General features: G+C 47.7%; 15 protein-coding genes, 1 tRNA gene and 1 pseudogene. 10 read left to right on the top strand and 7 right to left on the bottom strand.

Annotated features, from left to right (window positions below; all coding sequences use genetic code 11):
* Positions 1-182: 182 nt before the first annotated feature.
* Together HQRW_RS08395 and HQRW_RS15085 are read left to right on the top strand one after the other, a co-directional pair.
* Positions 183-437 (top strand): annotated as a pseudogene (locus HQRW_RS08395) (translation initiation factor IF-2 subunit beta); the annotation flags it as partial.
* A 392-nt stretch (positions 438-829) separates the two neighbouring features.
* Positions 830-976, top strand: coding sequence for a eukaryotic translation initiation factor eIF-2-beta/eIF-5 family protein (locus HQRW_RS15085; RefSeq protein ID WP_077260104.1), 147 nt, complete (start codon positions 830-832; stop codon positions 974-976).
* Between the two features lie 141 nt (positions 977-1,117).
* Here HQRW_RS15085 and HQRW_RS08385 read toward each other — a convergent pair whose 3' ends face one another.
* The 3 genes from HQRW_RS08385 to HQRW_RS17160 all read right to left on the bottom strand — a co-directional run bounded on the left by HQRW_RS08385 (position 1,118) and on the right by HQRW_RS17160 (position 4,515).
* Entirely contained in the window at positions 1,118-2,158 is a 1,041-nt protein-coding gene (locus HQRW_RS08385) for a transcription initiation factor IIB (RefSeq protein ID WP_014556244.1), read from the bottom strand.
* A gap of 1,732 nt (positions 2,159-3,890) precedes the next feature.
* A complete protein-coding gene (locus HQRW_RS08380) occupies positions 3,891-4,379 on the bottom strand; it encodes a hypothetical protein (RefSeq protein WP_014556243.1) in 489 nt (162 codons plus the stop codon).
* Positions 4,380-4,383: 4 nt separating this feature from the next.
* Entirely contained in the window at positions 4,384-4,515 is a 132-nt protein-coding gene (locus HQRW_RS17160; protein WP_455429223.1) for a rubrerythrin-like domain-containing protein, read from the bottom strand.
* 272 nt (positions 4,516-4,787) lie between these two features.
* Between HQRW_RS17160 and HQRW_RS08375 the strand changes: the two genes are divergently transcribed.
* From HQRW_RS08375 to HQRW_RS08360, 4 genes are all read left to right on the top strand, one after another.
* Complete coding sequence (locus HQRW_RS08375; protein WP_014556242.1) at positions 4,788-5,645, top strand: NOP5/NOP56 family protein; 858 nt, start codon at positions 4,788-4,790, stop codon at positions 5,643-5,645.
* Positions 5,642-6,289 carry a fibrillarin-like rRNA/tRNA 2'-O-methyltransferase gene (locus HQRW_RS08370; RefSeq protein WP_011571797.1) on the top strand — a complete coding sequence of 216 codons (648 nt, stop codon included), beginning with the start codon at positions 5,642-5,644 and terminating at the stop codon, positions 6,287-6,289. Before HQRW_RS08375 ends, HQRW_RS08370 begins: the two co-directional genes overlap by 4 nt.
* A gap of 265 nt (positions 6,290-6,554) precedes the next feature.
* On the top strand, positions 6,555-7,646 hold the full coding sequence (locus HQRW_RS08365) for a glutamate--cysteine ligase (protein WP_011571796.1): 1,092 nt from the start codon (positions 6,555-6,557) through the stop codon (positions 7,644-7,646).
* Between the two features lie 179 nt (positions 7,647-7,825).
* Positions 7,826-8,338: a phosphopantetheine adenylyltransferase gene (locus HQRW_RS08360; RefSeq protein ID WP_014556241.1), complete on the top strand. Its 513-nt coding sequence runs from the start codon at positions 7,826-7,828 to the stop codon at positions 8,336-8,338.
* Between the two features lie 558 nt (positions 8,339-8,896).
* Here the strand turns inward: HQRW_RS08360 and HQRW_RS08350 are convergent.
* Entirely contained in the window at positions 8,897-9,205 is a 309-nt protein-coding gene (locus HQRW_RS08350; RefSeq protein WP_014556240.1) for a cyclin family protein, read from the bottom strand.
* 492 nt (positions 9,206-9,697) lie between these two features.
* On the opposite strand from HQRW_RS08350, the gene HQRW_RS08345 reads away from it, so the two are divergent.
* The 3 genes from HQRW_RS08345 to HQRW_RS08335 all read left to right on the top strand — a co-directional run bounded on the left by HQRW_RS08345 (position 9,698) and on the right by HQRW_RS08335 (position 11,500).
* Positions 9,698-9,780: transfer RNA gene (locus tag HQRW_RS08345), tRNA-Leu, on the top strand.
* Between the two features lie 98 nt (positions 9,781-9,878).
* Positions 9,879-10,694 carry a diadenylate cyclase DacZ gene (gene dacZ / locus HQRW_RS08340; RefSeq protein WP_011571793.1) on the top strand — a complete coding sequence of 272 codons (816 nt, stop codon included), beginning with the start codon at positions 9,879-9,881 and terminating at the stop codon, positions 10,692-10,694.
* Positions 10,695-10,705: 11 nt separating this feature from the next.
* Positions 10,706-11,500 carry a mechanosensitive ion channel domain-containing protein gene (locus HQRW_RS08335; protein WP_011571792.1) on the top strand — a complete coding sequence of 265 codons (795 nt, stop codon included), beginning with the start codon at positions 10,706-10,708 and terminating at the stop codon, positions 11,498-11,500.
* A 1,071-nt stretch (positions 11,501-12,571) separates the two neighbouring features.
* On the opposite strand, the gene HQRW_RS08330 is transcribed toward HQRW_RS08335, so the two are convergent.
* Both HQRW_RS08330 and purD read right to left on the bottom strand, forming a co-directional pair.
* Entirely contained in the window at positions 12,572-13,090 is a 519-nt protein-coding gene (locus HQRW_RS08330) for an acyltransferase (RefSeq protein ID WP_014556239.1), read from the bottom strand.
* 213 nt (positions 13,091-13,303) lie between these two features.
* Positions 13,304-14,608, bottom strand: coding sequence for a phosphoribosylamine--glycine ligase (purD, locus tag HQRW_RS08325; RefSeq protein WP_014556238.1), 1,305 nt, complete (start codon positions 14,606-14,608; stop codon positions 13,304-13,306).
* A gap of 232 nt (positions 14,609-14,840) precedes the next feature.
* Here purD and HQRW_RS08320 point away from each other — a divergent pair, with 232 nt between their 5' ends.
* Complete coding sequence (locus HQRW_RS08320; protein WP_014556237.1) at positions 14,841-17,147, top strand: thioredoxin domain-containing protein; 2,307 nt, start codon at positions 14,841-14,843, stop codon at positions 17,145-17,147.
* 512 nt (positions 17,148-17,659) lie between these two features.
* On the opposite strand, the gene HQRW_RS08315 is transcribed toward HQRW_RS08320, so the two are convergent.
* A complete protein-coding gene (locus tag HQRW_RS08315; RefSeq protein WP_011571787.1) occupies positions 17,660-18,049 on the bottom strand; it encodes a TlpA family protein disulfide reductase in 390 nt (129 codons plus the stop codon).
* Positions 18,050-18,068: the final 19 nt, after the last annotated feature.

Here is an 18,068-nt window from a genome sequence, read left to right as displayed (position 1 = left end):
ATATATTACTATCTTGAGTCACGTTATCATACATCTCTCAAATTTGGTCGTTTCTGAGGGTGTATCGGATATTCTACATGGATCTTAATTCTATCTAATTCTGTTTTAATGTCATGATATGTAGTATTTTTAATATTAATTCCCCGTAAATTGTATATCTCCCGACGATCGTCCTGGCAGATATGGACTACGATAAGCAATTGAACCGTGCGCTTGCGGAGACACCAGACGTCGCTGAGGAAGGACATAGGTTTGAACTGCCCACTCCGGACATTCATATCGAAGGAAATCGGACGGTCTGGGAAAACTTCGAGACGACATATGACCCGTTGGCACGAAAACCAAATCATATTGTCCGGTATCTCCAGTCGGAACTCGGAACAAGTGCTCAAATAGATGATAAGGGTCGGGCTCGGGCTCGGTTTACTGGTGATTTTAGCTAATTTGAGGCGCTAAGCCCCCTTCCTCACCGCCCGAACAGAGTGAGGGCGTAGAGAGGGGATATAGCGCATAGTTTGGTTGCGCGTTCATCGGTACGTTTACTTTACCACCCACGGTTGAATCTAGTAGTATGATGCTCACCACGTCTCTAACGGTAACGGTGTTCAAGCGCAACAAAAAGCGCGCACTGTCGATTGTGGCTGAGTGTCCATCTGGGAGGAGTGGGACGCTCTGAACTGCCTGTGAAGGGAAATCGCCTGCGGAGTCTGGAACCGCTGTATCCACGTCCGATACAAGTTCCGACACAGAAGCAAGAAACCCTGTCCTCGCCAAGCGAGGGGCGAGCAGCCCCGAGCGCGGTAGGGCAGGGTAGTTCACACAGAACCGGATAACTGACGCTGTTGAATCATACACCGAAACATATGTATTCTGTCATGAATGTGGATCACTAGACACACACCTTATTGATCGTCAAGACGCAACTGTTCTGAAGTGTGATGCCTGTGGCGCGATTTCACCAGTTTCGAATCCATGACTTGGTCGACGCTCTGTCCCTTCGTCAAACAATATGTAAATTAACTCTATACTCTATCAAAGTAATTAAAAAATCCGATTCTTAATTTCACTACTGAAATAACCCCAGAGTGATAATATCTTCAATTATATATTAGGCACTCTATGCAAGAACGCCAGCGCCGTCTGCCTCAAGAAGCTCCTTATACCGATTTCTGATTGTGACTTCTGAGACGTTCGCAACTTCACTCACCTCATTTTGTGTTACCTTCTCATTAGTGAGCAGCGCAGCAGCGTACACTGCAGCCGCTGCGAGTCCAACCGGTGATTTTCCTGAGTGAATCGCCTCTTCTTTTGCATTCCGTAGCAACTCCCGTGCTTGTCGTTCAGACTCATCTGATAAATCAAGATCAGATGCAAACCGTGGGACGTACTGCTCTGGGTCCGCTGGTTCAATTTCTAGTTTGAGTTCTCTGACCACATATCGATATGTTCGTGTCAATTCCATCCGGTCAACTCGAGAGACGCGCTCAATTTCATCGAGCGATCGTGGAGTTCCAGCCTGCCGAGCAGCGGCATATAATGCTGCGGTTGCAACTCCTTCGATTGAACGCCCAGGAAGGAGATCCTCATCAAGTGCTCGACGGTAAATTACGGAGGCAGTCTCACGAACACTCTCTGGAAGGCCAAGTGCGGAAGCCATTCGATCGATCTCACCAAGTGCCTGCTTCAGATTACGTTCTTTTGAATCCCGCGTTCGGAACCGTTCATTCCATGTTCGAAGCCGCTGCATCTGTTCACGCTGGCGAGCTGATAACGCATTTCCATATGCGTCTTTATCTTGCCAGCCAATATTCGTTGAAAGTCCCTTATCATGCATCAATTTCGTCGTTGGGGCACCAACACGAGATTTTTGATCCCGTTCAGCGCTATCAAAAGCACGCCACTCTGGTCCACGATCGATTGAATTTTCATCAACGACAAGCCCACAGTCAGAACAGACTGTCTCACCACGTGCTTCATCTTGGATCAGATTTCCACTACATTCAGGACAGCGATGCGTCTCTGATGCTGATTCAACTTCTGACTCAGTTTCTGTCCGCCTTCTTGTCTCTGTCGTCGAAGCTTCCTTATCATCGACCGTTTCCTCGTCGTGCTTTTCCGATTCTCGCTCGGTATACTCTCTTGTGCGTGTGTCACTCATAATGGGGACGGCGGTCGTGTGCTGGCCGGTCAAGAATACAGGAGAGCCTTGGCAGTAGACCTTACCGTATGTAATACACTAAAGTATTTAAAGTATTCGTCGGGGATAGAGATTAAAAATCGGGATACAAAGCGGCGTTCAATACTAATGGACGTATATTTCGGCGGTACGGTACATGTGATCTGTCCTATAATATGCAAAGATACTCACTAATGAATTATTGCCCACATAATTGCTATTTCCCCGCACTTCTTGGGAGAAGCAGTCTCAACTTGACCTCCTCCCATCACTGAAGGGCTGTCTCTTATCCACACATCGAGTCGCTGTCGAGATCGATGAATTAAATAAAAATCCTGATATCCACGGATGAAACACCACTATGGAACGATCCTGTTGATCTTGTTTATTTGCATTCAGCAACCCCCTCCCGCAGATATCCCCGCCCGAATCGGTCCTCGCCTCGGTCTTCTGATTACAGACTGGGTTCGAGGGTACCTGAAACAGCAGTTTGAAACTCAGTGAACTCATAATTAGGAGACAGCCCTGAAGCGGTGGGATGCCGATCACTATCTTGATACAGCGAAAGAATCCTGCCGTTTACTACGGGCGTGAATCGCGTGTGCCGAGACCTGATAGAGCGATTATATAAAGAATGCATTGGCACAGCGTGAACCTGCCTCGCGGGCAAGCCCCGAGGCTTCCTGTTTCTCTGACAGAACTTACAAACCCACTCTCACCGAGAGAGCCGTTTCAGAGCGCTCCCCACAGGTCGTTCGAAAATCGAAGATTTTCGTGATCACGAGAGACTTCATCTCTCGGACGACGTTGATTTGGAATGTCCCACCCCTCTCTGAGTTGGACAGTCTTGATGTCTGACCGCCCATGTTATTGGACTCTCAGCCAAACACACTAACCATCACAATTCAGTATTTACTGACCTACTTGATTAACCATTGCGTTTGGATGAGGGGTGTCGGTTTACCCTCGAGATCAAGCCCCGAGGCAGTCGCCTTGTACGCCTGTACGTGGGCGTTAACCGACGTGCTGGAAACGCATTGGTTGGAGTCACCACGCTCTCATGAAAATCACAAACAACAGCGCACAGACCAGAATACCGTATACCGTGACGGGAATGTTGCCTCTGGCTCTGGCGAGTCAGAGACCCACTGAGACTCACACGGAGGAAACTGCGCCGTGAACGGCGTGGAGGATGTCATGTGGTAACCAGATTTGTTTGCTAGTTGCAGATTTACGGAAGTGCGAGGAGAAAGCCCCGCCGTTCACAGCGGGGATAAATCCGACAAACCCTCCGTGAACCACATTCAACGTGCAGAACGGATGTTTTAAGCAACCTGACACCGTCCAGTGGTCAACCGAGGCGGTCTACCCGCCCAATCAATCGGACAGTATCGGGATTCCCTGATTTCAAGCGGGAGACACCCTCTTCCGTGCCAGAATGAGGGTGTGAGCAGTAAGACGTACCTCTGAATCCCATGCCGGGATAGGAGTAACGGCTGGTTGGCACAGCCAGTAATCGTCCACATCGGGCGACTACAAATCTTACACATCCCAAACCAGCGGTTCGGTGCCGTGGGAATCTTCGCCCTTCAGGGCGGAGAGGACGTCAAAGAAAATCGAGGCGAATGCTACAAGGCTTTGATGTGATCCTGAGGCAGTTCATGTGATTTGAGTGATCTAACTATCATCAAATGAGATAAACGATGACTGATGATCATCCAAGATACGATACATCGACTGAGTGTTTTTTATTCTCCAAATCAAGTATTACTGTATTCACGCGCCGATCACAGACTGATTCGCGCCATGTTTCAATAGCGGATTGATACCACTCACGGTGGCGTGACTGCGAATATTGTGTCGTCGAACGTCGAAGTTTATCTTCTATGGAATCAACGGTTGGAAGCGGTGGTACATCATCAATAAACCGTTCCGGGTCAATTGTCACTGGCTCGGTATCTACTGCATGCTCATCGTTTGGTCGAACTACGTAACTCGTTTCATCATGGTGTTCACGATCATTCGCCGTATGGTCGACATCGACATCCACATCAGCAACATGGAGTCGTGCTCGCATTCGTCCGGTGAATGGTGGGGTGACGCGAAGGACGGTCCCACGTCGGTCGCGAATACTTGACTCAATTGCTGTGATAAGATCATCTGTTGTAACTGCAAGCGCGGTGATACGTGTTGGGTCTGTCATCTAGTCAATTAGCGTTCCTCGCTGTCTCCATGTCCGGGGTGAGGCTACCACCGCACTCCGGACACGTAGCCCGGAATGCGCTTGAGGACACCCGGGAACCGCAGTCAACACACACAAACGGTGGTCGCTGACTCATAATAGTATAATTATTGTCGGAATCATTGTTAACTCTTATCATGATATAACTGTGCTGAATATGTATGCTATCTCCGACATAACGAGTGATGATGCACTATGATATCCACATCAATATTAAGATTAACAGACACTCATAATATAAATACTCATAATAGTAAATATCGCTCGCAATAGCTGATTCCACTCTGTTGTGGGTGGCCCCCGACTTCTTTGTTCACCTTACTCACCCATGGGGAAGGGAACTTAGTCTGTGAGGATTCAAATTTATCCATGAGTAAAGAACAATCTGACAATCCAGCGTGGTTTAGCGATATTGACCCTGATGATATTGATGCGGCAGCAACAGCAATAACCAATGGAGCGGCTGAGGATCCACAGAATTGGCCAACGCAAGCTGTTGAGTCAGAGATCGTTGAGGATACTACAACGTATTATCAATTACTGCATGATGCTGCAATCACTGCAACACAAAATGCCGTCGAGTCATATGAAGCCTCAGATGATCGTCAACTTCGACACTGTCTCACAGCAATGGATGATGTCGAGCGAACAGCAAATGAACTCACCGAGCGACTAACCGAGTGGGGTGGTTCACGCATTGATGACTCAGATACAGGCGTAGACACGGTTCGCGAACTCGCAGATATAACCCCTTCGACACCTGTAGAAACGCGGCTTACATCACTCGCTACTCAGGTTCTCATGTTGTATGAAGAGCGGGATGATCTCCGAACATATATTGAGACACAGGCTGCAACGGTTGCACCAAATCTCACGGCGATGGCAGGACCGGTTCTTGCAACACGGCTTATTGAACTTGCAGGAGGACTCAAATCACTTGCCAGACAGCCTGCAGGTACTATTCAGGTCCTTGGTGCTGAGGACGCACTGTTTGCACATCTTGAAGGACGTGCTTCTGCACCAAAGCACGGCGCGATATTCACACATGAATATGTGCGGGGAACACACCCAGCAAATCGAGGATCAGCCGCTCGGGCTTTCGCCGGTAAACTGGCGATCGCTGCGCGGATTGACCACTACTCAGGGACACACAAACAATCGATTCATGATGAACTTACTGATCGAATTGAAACAATTCGCGCTCGAGATAAAGAGGACACTGCATGAAGGCATCATCATCACTTCCTGACGGCGTTCAACGACGTCAATTTGATAATCGATCCCGGCTCACAACGCACGGAACAACGGTATATGGAGAGCCACGTGATACTGATGGATGGCGTCTATGGGATGCTGGGCGGTCAAAGCTTGGTGCAATGTTTAAACTTGACATTGAAACTGGTCTGACAGGAGGAGAATCAATCCTGTATCTCGGTGCTGCATCAGGGACAACCGTTTCTCATGTTGCAGATTTTGCTGGACCAACGTATGCTATCGAATTCGCTCCTCGTCCTGTTCGTGACCTTCTAGAGGTTGCGACGACCCGTCCAAATCTAATTCCGCTCCTGTGCGATGCTCGGCAACCCGAAACGTATGCCCATGTCGTTGAGACTGATATTGAGTATCTGATTCAAGATGTTGCGACACGAGGGCAGGCGACCGTTGCGCTCCGCAATCGACAGTTCCTTGCACCTGATGGAAAACTCATCCTTATGATTAAAGCTCGTAGTGAAGACGTTCTTAGTGATCCCGAGGATGTGTTCGATACAATTATCTCAACCCTCCGTGAGGGATATATAATACAGACTCGCCAACGACTTGATAGATTTCACGATGATCATCTAGCCGTTGTTGCTACTCCAAATATGTAATGCAAGATTATTCGACTGGAATGCATGTTCGAATCAGGGCGCCTAAACCGCCCACCCTCATCCGCTCGATTGTCGAGCAGGAGCACTAGCATACGCCTGAGAAATACAAAAAGCTTCGCGCCACTGCGCCCGAGGTTGTTTATGTATAGACAAATACAAGTTCCAAATCACGTTTTCTGAATATTGTGAATATAACTCAACTCTCGTGCGCTAGTGTTGCCTTCGCCCGCGACATATTTAATTGGGGACCACAAAGCATCTATCGATGGACGTAGGGTCGGCCGACGCCTTCGACCGGATGGGTACCCTCGGCGTTGAAGAGGAGTTTTTCGTCGTTGATGATAGTGGACAGCCAACAGCTGGAATTCAGGAATTGATCTACGATTATAACCACCCACCAGCGGGAGTGCTTGCGGACCGACTAGATCATGAACTATTTCAATTCGTCATTGAAACACAGACCCCGCTTCTTGAGGATGTGTCTGCAGTCAGTGAATCCGTACAGGCTGTTCGTGATGCACTTGTTACGCATGCTGCAGACCATGGTTACCGAATTGCGGCAGCGGGATTACATCCAACAGCGAAGTGGCGCGAGCGTAATCACGTCGAAAAACCCCGATATCAATCACAGTTAGACAGAATTCAATATCCACAGCATCGGAACACAACTGCTGGACTGCATGTTCATGTTGGTGTTGATGATCCCGATGCTGCAACTTGGATTGCAAATGAACTTCGCTGGTATCTCCCGCCGCTTCTTGCACTTTCGGCAAATTCACCGTATTGGAACGGATTTGATACTGGATTAGCCTCCGCTCGAGCAAAGATATTTGAGGCACTCCCTAACACGGGAATGCCAACCCGATTCGAGGATTTTGAGGCATATTACCAACTCGAGAAACGAATGGTTGAGACAGGATCAATCAAAGATCGCGGCGAATTATGGTATGATGTTCGACCGCATACCGGGCATGGAACTGTTGAAGTTCGCACACCAGATGCACAAGCTGATCCGTCAGTAACAGTTGCGATTGTTGAATACATCCATGCACTTGTCATGGACTTTGCCGCTCGGTATGCAGATGGTGAATCTGGGACTAAAGTCCGCCGTGAGATACTTGATGCGAACAAATGGCATGCAATGCGGTATGGTCGCGATGCTGAGTTTATTATCCCTGGATCGATGGAGACCGTCACGCTTTCAGAATTTGTCGATCGCGAAACTAATCGACTTGGCGTTGATGGACTCACGACACTGCTCGCGCGCGAGGGTGGAGCAAAAAAACAGCGCCGACTCCATGCAAGTGATAATATCGATACCCTTCTTGAGTCGCTATGTCTTGATACGGACACATAGGACTCCGCATCCTCAATTGTGTAAAGATATGACGAGGGACAGTCAGCACATCGCTTGTATAACGCACTGGTCGTCTCGGAACTCGAATTGAGAGCAGGCTGATTGAATATCGCCCGGGCTCTTTTGATAAAATCGAATATGCTCCTACATTTTTACCCATGGCAAGCTATCTACTGATTATGCATGTGGCGCTGGGTGGGACTTTTGACCCGGTTCATGACGGTCATCGAGCCCTCTTTGAGCGGGCATTCGAATTAGGGGATCTCACTGTTGGACTCACAAGCAATGAACTTGCCCCAAAGACAAGACAGGTAGATCGGTATGTTAAGCCGTTCACTGATCGCCGCTACTCTCTTATTGCAGAGCTAGAACCACTTGCGGAAGCACATGACCGCGAATTTGAAATCCATCCATTGAAGAAACCAACCGGAATTGCGACTGAACCAGGATTTGATGCTATCGTTGTCTCCCCGGAGACACAAACGGGTGCTGAACGAATTAATGAAATTCGTCAAGAGCGCGGTCTTGATCCACTCACTGTCGAAATAGTAGAACATGTATACGCCGATGATGGTAAACGAATCTCTTCAACACGAATTGTCCGCGGCGAAATTGACCGCCATGGGCGTCTAACACCTCATCGAAGTGGACGATCATCGACCCGACCAGCGGATGACTGTGGTGCTGAGTAGTGAGTTAGTATGCAACAGGTAGCACAGATGCCGTCTTTACGCGAGGCAAATGACTTGCAATCGAACATCGTGAACTACCCCACCCGACTCCGCTATCGCTCTGTTGAGGGTGGGGATTCCGTGTTCTCGCATCAGACTTTCTGCTTTTGTGACGGTATTTGCAAGCGGTACGTCCGGATGACGCGTACCAACCGTGATACCAGTCTCCACAGACGTTCTGAGTCGGACTGTCCCAGCCCTACTCAATAGTGACAACGATAACTCAGGCTGACCGTGGTTAGTATCCCATTCTAAGTCAGTCTGATGAATACTGCTCGTCATAATTTACCACGAGAAGGCATGCTAGTAATCTCTTGGCAAGATAATGCACGGCTGTATCCCCTCCCTGCTCGTTCGTTTCACTCTCCTTGAGGAAGGAGACTTACCCTCGTAATTATTAATTCTATCAAGATAGCAGGCAGAGTGCCTCGGAGTTCGATCCCGAGGCAATCCATAATGTATATTCTCTAAACTGTCTGATAAGTCCAGCTTCAGACGCTCTATCATTCAACATTCCTCTCACCACGATGGTGGCTGGAATCCAGCCGTATTGAGAATCCCTTTCCAGTGTTGTTGAACGCTGAGTCTCGTCACGTTCATCGCATCTGCAACTGCGCTTTGAGACCGCTCTGAACCTGTAATAAGTGTCCCAGCATACAAACTCGCAGCGGCAATAGCCTGCTTTGAACGATCACTATCTGGGGCTTGTGAAAGAAACAAATCCTCAGCAACAGTTTGTGTTTCACTGCTAAGATTAAGCGTTACTGCAGCGGTTCGAATCTCTTCAAGCCATGACTCATTCTCAACCCGGTCACGAGCACTGTACATATATATAATGTTGTATTGTGTATCAAGCAATATGAATAGAACGTCGCAGGGTCTCTCATCTTTACCTGCCGAAATAAAAAATTCTCACCACTGTTGTTCAGATCAAATTTACCCTGATGTTGACTCAATCCCTGCGGGTTCAATCATTTGCCGCTGAAAGTGAATAGAGCAGGTGGGTGCGAAAGATCAGGAAATTCGTCGATTCGACAAGGTGAGTAAGACGAACACCTCAAAACGTGGATAGATGTGACCCCGAAACAATTCGTTTAGAAGTAGATTAGTGCTTTCCCCCGTTTGTTTGAGAAGCAAACAGTGTCAGCCGTGAGAGAGTCGCATAGCTGACACGATAGAGCACGACTAAACATTGAGCTTTCTCATAACAAATCGGTGTCAGGTACCCTAGGGACAAGCCCCGAGTCACTCGCCTCGCACGACTTGTAGATTATGATGACAACGACAGTTTGATTTGGACGCTGATTAACTAACAAATGTGCGCGGGTAGCCAAGTGGTCAAAGGCGCAGCGCTTAGGACGCTGTCCTATAGAGGTCCGCAGGTTCGAATCCTGTCCCGCGCACTTGGACAACTCGATTTAATTCAGTGTGAAAAAGTGGTACTCAATATTGCCGTGTTATACCCATAATCATTTATAAACACATTGCATAGAAATAACATATGGCGGTGCTATCTGACCTAGTAGATGATATTATAGCTGATATCCAAGGTCTTGTGATGTTTTCACCAACTGGATCGCGATATGAGCGTTTTATTAATGCAGATCTTGAATATCCAATCATCGTTGTTGCTCCTGAAAATAATGTTAATGCCGCCACGTATATTGAATTACCAATCGAGTTTGATGACGCTCGCGATCAAATTCGATTTGGGATTGAAGGAGCGATAGAATCTGGAATCGTCGCGGAAGGTGACGCTGTTGTTTGCAATCTCAGTATTTTTGACGATGGTCCAGACTCTCTTGTTCGCGTCCAGGTTGGTGAATCAATTCGATCAGGTATCTATGATTTATTTGTTAACTCGCGAGCTGATTCAAGCGTCATTCGAGATGTATTTAATGTGGCTATTGAGCTTGGTAAAAAAGGTCAGAAAGGCAAACCAGTTGGAGCACTATTTGTTGTTGGCGATGCAGGAAAGGTGATGAATAAATCACGTCCACTAAGTTACAATCCCTTTGAGAAATCACATGTTCATGTCGGTGATCCCATTGTGAAGGTAATGCTCAAAGAATTCTCACGACTTGATGGTGCATTCATTGTTTCAGATTCAGGAAAGATTGTCAGTGCATACCGGTATTTGGAGCCAGGAGCTGAGGGAGTCGATATCCCGAAGGGACTTGGTGCACGGCACATGGCTGGTGCGGCAATCACGCGTGAGACAAACTCAACGACAATTGTGTTATCTGAATCTGATGGACTTGTCCGCGCATTCAAAAGTGGAGAGCTCATCTTTGAGGTTGATCCTGAGGTATACTAATAGTCATTCTCATGTGGGTACTACAATCGTTCCCGCCTGTGGCGCGTGACTTCGTGGCTGCTGTCCCGCAGGCAATCTGGGTTGCTATTCTCGTCTTCATCGCTAGTGTGGTTGCTGCTGTTATTACAGGCAGAATAACCACACGCCTCTTGTTACAGCTCAATATCCCGACTGTCATCGAAGGAACAGCACTTGAACGAACGGCACAAGAGTTCGGGACATCGACGGTCAATCTCATCAGTGGAATTGTTAGGTATTTTATCATCGCCGTCGGAGCCGTCGGATCGCTTTCAGTCACTGATTTACAATATGGAACTGCACTCTGGCAGGAAGCCGTTCAATTTCTCCCTCGCGTATTTGTTGCATTGCTTGTCGTCCTGACTGGTATTCTCATTGGTGACAAAGTAGAGCTCTTTGTTGATGAGCGATTAAGACAAATTAAGCTTCCTGAAATAACTATCATCTCTCGATTAGCGAAATTTACCACATTCTATATCGCTGCACTCGTTGCACTTTCACAGTTAGGAGTTGCCACGCTTGCGTTGGTGGTCTTGCTCGCTGTATATCTTTTTGCTGTTGTTGCTTTTGCTGCTGTTGCTTTTGTCGATTTATTGAAGTCAGCTGCGGTCGGCACATATCTTCTGTTACATCAACCATATGCAATTGGTGATGAGGTTGAAATTGGTGACACTCGCGGCATTGTACAGGAGATTGACTTATTTGTTACACATGTTGAGAATGAAGATGAGGAACTTATTATTCCGAATACACTCATATTCAAACGCGGCATTGTTCGTGTTCGATAATAGCACAACTCTGTCGGAAATCAAAAATGTATTTTATTGGGTATTGGAGACAAGTATTGAAGATATGAGTAGTGAGGGTATACGTCGTAGTTGACATCCTCCTTCGTGTGAACGCGGAGGAATCCTGAGCGCGAGCGGGAGCGGTGGAGATTGCAGGTTTGCAGTCCAACCGAACCCCGACACGGTGAAAATCCGCATTGGGTTCACGGACTGTCGCGGGGAGAGTGGGACTGCTGGGACTGCCATATCTCAGCCTCCGGTACTCATATCCTCTGTCGTGTTCGGACTCCCAGAGTTGTTTGTGCCTCGAGGAGTCCGGCAGATTTCGACGGACTCGGAGTTACTTTCTGTGGTGCAGACAGTAGTCAGGCACAGCATCTGCATCGGTTCAGTATAAGAACTGACCGTTCACCTGACTGGTTCCGATTTCTGCCTGATTGCTCGGGGCGGACAGGCCGCCATCGTCAGAGTGGTCGGGATCGCTCTCTGTTCGGTCTAAACGAAAAGCAGCGCGAGTTCCCCGCCCCACCGTGGGCGGGGGTGAAGCTCGTACGCTCGGCTGCGTCCCATTTTTTTAGTATCGGGACGCCCTACTACAATTTGGAATCCACGTTATCGGCCTCGCAAAACCCGCGCACCCATTTTGGGGTAAGACGCGGTGCGCCGGGTCTGTGTCGCGCCCATGTGAAGGGGCGGACGCCCACGGACACGCCCGCCACGGCAGCAACAGACGACCTCTGTTGCGGTGGCACTTTTGATGTGTTCGGGTGTTACTGGTTCCACGCGAGTCTCGCCAGAGACGAGCGCGGGCGGAATTAAAATTCGCCACCGGTCGTTTCGCTGGCTTCCCGCCAGAGACCACGGCGAAGCCACGGGCCACCGCGCCCGTGGTACTTCACTTCCTATCTAAATATGGGACTGCCTGTCAATTTAAACCATGGATTGTCAAGTCTCCGAGTGGCTATCCATGCGTAGATTGATTTAGAATTGCCGGATTCATCCTGCGGCTAAGTCGCAGGTATTCTCTTTGTATTTTTATAACTCATCATTAGCTGATACTGAGGTAGTTGTCTATGGGCGAGTTGCATCTTGCTCGTCCTGTTTCGTCATCTGCTGTGCGGGAACACCAGCAACTGTTGTATGTGGTGGAACATCTTGAGTTACAAGAGAATTTGCGGCAACCTGTGCTTCCTCGCCGATATGAACTCCCGGCAGTATTGTCACCTTTGCCCCAACCATTGCCCGCTTATCAATAACGATCTCACCCGTTCGATATTCATCTTGAAGAAATTCATGACAAAGCAATACAGCATCATATCCGATGATAGCATTATCCTCAATTGTAATCAATTCTGGCCAGAATACATCTGGCGTTGCCTCAAGTCCCCATGAAACGCCCGATCCGATATGTGCTCCAAGTTGACGGAGCGCCCAGTTTCGTGCCCGAAGCGATGGAACCAATCGAGCAAACATAATAAATATGTAATTACGGATAACAATCCAAACGGGTTTCGCGTCTGTCCACTTCCACAACGAGTTTGTCGAACCTGGTGTTGAGCTTCTATCCAGTCGACGATGTCTATCAGTCATATTATATTATATTATTCTTTTTGCACTGCCTACTCATTGCCTGTCGTGTTGATTGTTGAATTGAACATTACTGGCGGAATCTCTGTTCATAAATGATGGTTAACTGACTATACTGAATAAAATGAGTTTGTGTTTAAATTCAATATTGATCTTATGATAATTCCGTTAATCTGCATCTGACCACGCGAAGATATGCGCATCTCAGACATGTTACTACTCCTCACGAATTACACTCATATGATCGATCCTACGCTGGAGAAGCGATTGTGTTCCGATATCGTGTCGTATACGAAGTCCGTCATCTGCTGCAGAGAGCGCTGTCTCAGCCTGCGATTCAGCTGTTGCAATTGAGTCTGCAATCCCAACAACAGCGAAGGCACGTGATGTTGTTGTATATAATCCATCTTCACGAGCATCAACACTTGCATAATATATCTGTGCACTTTCTACGGACTCCTCGTCGACAGTAATTCGTGTTCCGCACTGTGGGTCTGTTGGATATCCTTCGGGAACAGCGTACTTACACACAGTCGCCTGATTGCTGAAACTGAGTGGTGGGAGTGACTCATTATGTTGTGCCGCGCGCATGATATCAAGAAGCGATGTCTCCAATATCGGGAGTGTGTTCATTGCTTCTGGGTCACCAAATCGAGCATTGAATTCAATTACCCGCGGTCCATCGCTCGTGAGCATAAACTGACCATACAGGACTCCCTTATAATTGGGCAATGCACTAACAGTCGCTTCTAAAATTTCGACTGCGTCTGCGTACTCTTTATCATTCATGAATGGGAGTGCCTGTGTTGTATCGCTGTAACTTCCCATGCCGCCAGTGTTTGGTCCGGTGTCGCCCTCGTATGCGCGCTTATGATCTTGAATCGCTGGAGTCGTTCGAACTTCACCATTCGCGACGAACGCTTGCACAGTAAACTCCTCACCAACAAGTCGCTCTTCAAGCACAATCTGCTCGTACTCGTTTTCTCGAAGGTACGATTTTGCCTCACTTTGAGTCACTTGATCCCCAATCACTCGAACTCCTTTCCCACCTGTCAGCCCCGCAGGCTTGACTGCAAGGTCATTCTCAGCGGCATCAATATACTCACATGCAGCCGCAGTCTCCTCAAAGACAGCAAACTCTGGACATCCTGGAATCGATTTTGATTGCATAAACTGTCGCTGAAACGCTTTATCGGTTTCAATTCGTGCAGCCTCTGCTGTTGGTCCAAACGTATACACACCGGCTGCGTCAAGCGCATCTGTAACTCCTGCCTCAAGCGCCGATTCAGGTCCAATAATGGCGAGGTCTGCATTAACTGGATCCGTTGTTGCGTACTCAACAATTGCATCAACGCTCGTTGCTGGTATTGATTCAAAATCAGCGGTGAGAGCAGTGATTCCTGGGTTTCGATTCCCTGCACAGGCGTATAGCGTGCATCTTGAATCGACGGTTAATGCTTGAGCGATAGCATGCTCACGACCACCACCACCGATAAGAAGCACTGATTCAGTGTTGCTCATACGCCGAGTGGGTCCACACGAGTGTGTAAAGCTTACTTTTTGTCGTTGTATCCGATAGTACGTGAATATGAGATTATGTCGTGGCTATATATCGTCGCCCAAGAATATATCCGATTATGTATGTGGATAGAGTCATGTTGTCCGTTTATCAATCGGATGATGATATCAGAACCATTCAAGACTTTTCAAGTTTCTTCACACGGCTTTTGCCCTGGCGTGGCTAATAATACATATGTCGGATACACCAGTGCGGAATCGACTTGATAATGAGGCAAGCCCCTATCTTACACAGCACGCCGAAAATCCCGTTAATTGGCAGCCGTGGGATGACCGTGCACTTGAGTATGCGGAATCAGCAGACAAACCAATTTTTCTCTCTGTTGGATATGCTGCGTGTCATTGGTGCCATGTTATGGCTGAGGAAAGTTTTGAGGACGATACTGTTGCTACTATCCTCAATGATTCATTTGTCCCAATTAAGGTCGACCGTGAGGAACGGCCAGATCTTGATCGTATCTATCAGACAATCTGTCAGCTTGTTACTGGTGGCGGTGGGTGGCCATTGTCTGTTTGGCTAACACCAGATGGAAAACCATTCTATGTTGGCACATATTTCCCAAAGACAGAGCGATCTGACCGTGGCGACACTCCTGGGTTCCTAGAGATCTGCCAATCGTTCGCGACCGCGTGGGAAAACGACCGTTCAGAGCTTGAATCTCGTGCGAATCAATGGGCAGATACGCTTCAGGATCGACTTGAGGTCGACACGAACGCTGATACCAGTATTGATGTTGATGATGATGATGATGTTCCCGCTCCTGACATTGCATCACCTCAGACAGATTCTGACGCTGATGATGATTCCACTATGGATCTTCTCACATCAGTATCTACGGCTGCAATCCGCGCAACAGATAATGAATATGGTGGATTTGGCTCACGCGGTCCAAAGTTCCCACAACCGGGGAGAATCGAGGCACTGATCCGTGCACATGCAGAGACTAACAGAGAGACAGCACTTGATGCTGCGACAGCGACACTTGATGCGATGGCTGCGGGTGGTATCTACGATCATGTTGGGGGTGGATTCCACCGTTATGCAACGGATCGTAAGTGGACAGTCCCACACTTTGAAAAGATGCTATATGATAATGCTGAGCTCTCTCGAGTTTACTTATCTGCGTATCAACATACCGGGCGCGATCGATATGCACGAGTCGCTCATGAGACGTTTGCATTTCTCTCACGCGAACTTCAACATCCTGAAGGTGGATTCTACAGTACTCTCGATGCGCAAAGTGAGGGTGAAGAAGGACGATTCTATGTTTGGACGCCAGAGACGATCCGTAATGCAATCACTGATCAACAGATAGCAGATATAGCGATTGATCGGTTTGGCGTGACAGAGGGCGGGAACTTCGAAGGATCGACCGTTCTCACCGCTACTGCATCAGTCTCACAACTTGCCACAAAATACTCATTAACAACCGATGAAATCATGTCGCAACTCGCAGATGCACGTGATTCACTTTTTGATGCTCGCATGGATCGTGAGCGTCCCAACCGAGATGAAAAGATCCTGACCGCATGGAATGGGCTTGCCATCTCTAGTCTTGCTCGCGGTGGATTAATATTAGAGACCGAACAGTATACAGAGTTAGCAAATGATGCTCTCTCATTTATTCGCACGCATCTCTGGGACAGCGATTCAGGTAGGCTCTCTCGACGATATAAAGACGGTGACGTAGATGAAACAGGATATCTTGACGATTATGCATTCCTCGCGCGTGGTGCTTTTGATTTATATCAAACCACCGGTGCTGTTGAACATCTTTCTTTTGCAGTCACGCTTGCTGAATCAATCGTAGAACTGTTCTACGACACTGCGGGTGAAACGCTATATCTGACGCCAGAGGATGCTGAGTCACTTGTTGCTCGACCACAGGACCTTCGTGATCAATCAACCTCATCAAGTGCTGGAATTGCAGTGCAGACACTCAATGCAGTTGACCCATTCACATCAACTGACTTTTCGGGCATTGCTGGCGCTGTCATTGATACACACGCTGATGAGATTCGCGGTCGACCACTTGAGCACATCTCATTAGCAATGGCTGCTGATTCTCGCGCCCGTGGGCATGATGAAGTTGTTATTGCGCATGATACCGATACTGAACTTTCACAACCAATACGTTCAGACATTGCATCAACATATCTTCCGGGAGTTCCTCTTTCTCAACGCCCTGCAACTGTATCAGGACTTGAGTCTTGGACTGATGAGTTGGGACTCGACTCCCCACCAGCAATCTGGGCAGGACGTCACCAACGTGACAGTAAGGCGACTATCTATGCATGTTCCGGGCGAGCCTGCTCGCCACCGACTCACTCACTCACAGATGCTCTCGAATGGTTTGATACGGACATCAGTACCGCTCACTCGGACTCCACCAGTGGTGATGATATTGACACTAATGAAGTCGATGGTGATACGATTGAGGGGATTGACCTGAGTGAAGGTACGGACAGTTTCGATAATTAATACCACTAGGCAACAGCAGCGATGTTAGAAATAATTGGTAGTAGCGGGTGAATGATCGATTCATGATCTAATCTAGCAGTGTGACTCTATTGACTGCTTGATCTTCATCTGTATGTACATGAGCTACGGATGCTGATGATATCTCTTGAACTCAGATACCACGGAGTAGTCTTTTATTATTATCAATTTGACTTATACCACCTAGGTAATAAGTTACATAAATAGTTAGACTGCTTTTTGTGGAAGTAGCTCAGCCTGGCACTCTGAGCAAGCAATCAGGTCATGCGACTCTGTACATATGGTTGTCTCGAGACATAATTCACACTCACATTCGACCTCAAATATCTGCCCGCCCCAGCGGTGTGGTGAGAGTCGCTTACTGACGCGGATTGATCTGAGCATCTTCTATAGTTTCATATGAAAACCGCACATAAGTCCCTTGTTATAATATAGGCATCCAAAGTATATACTGGTAATATGTATATAATGATATTTTGGATTAACTCATTCGGTCACTCGGTGAGTTGCTCAGCGAGAAACACCGCGATAGGGACTGATTCAGTTTCAACAAATCGTGCCACTTCCTCATCTTCTCGTTCGATGACAACTGTTGGAATCCGATTAATTCCGTATTCTTTGACACTCGGTCCATATTTTTCTCCATCAGCATTTTTTTCAACGGAATATTCATGAACTCGTTTATTCGGGATATCAGCAGCGTTAATCGCGGCTGCAAAATCTGGTAATTGTCTCCGGCAGTCATCACACCAATCACCACCCCACACTCGGATTATTAAAGTATCATCACTAAATGCGGCTACGGTATCTGACCATGAATTAGCGTCCCATACCGGATTTGGTTTCATTGTCTCAAGTGTTCTCCCAACATTTGCATCAACCATGTCTGGCAGTTATCATGAA

It is taken from the genome of Haloquadratum walsbyi C23 (assembly GCF_000237865.1).
Lineage (GTDB): Archaea > Halobacteriota > Halobacteria > Halobacteriales > Haloferacaceae > Haloquadratum > Haloquadratum walsbyi.
Note: the sequence above shows the minus strand (reverse complement) of the source record. Positions and strands in the feature narration are given on the sequence as shown.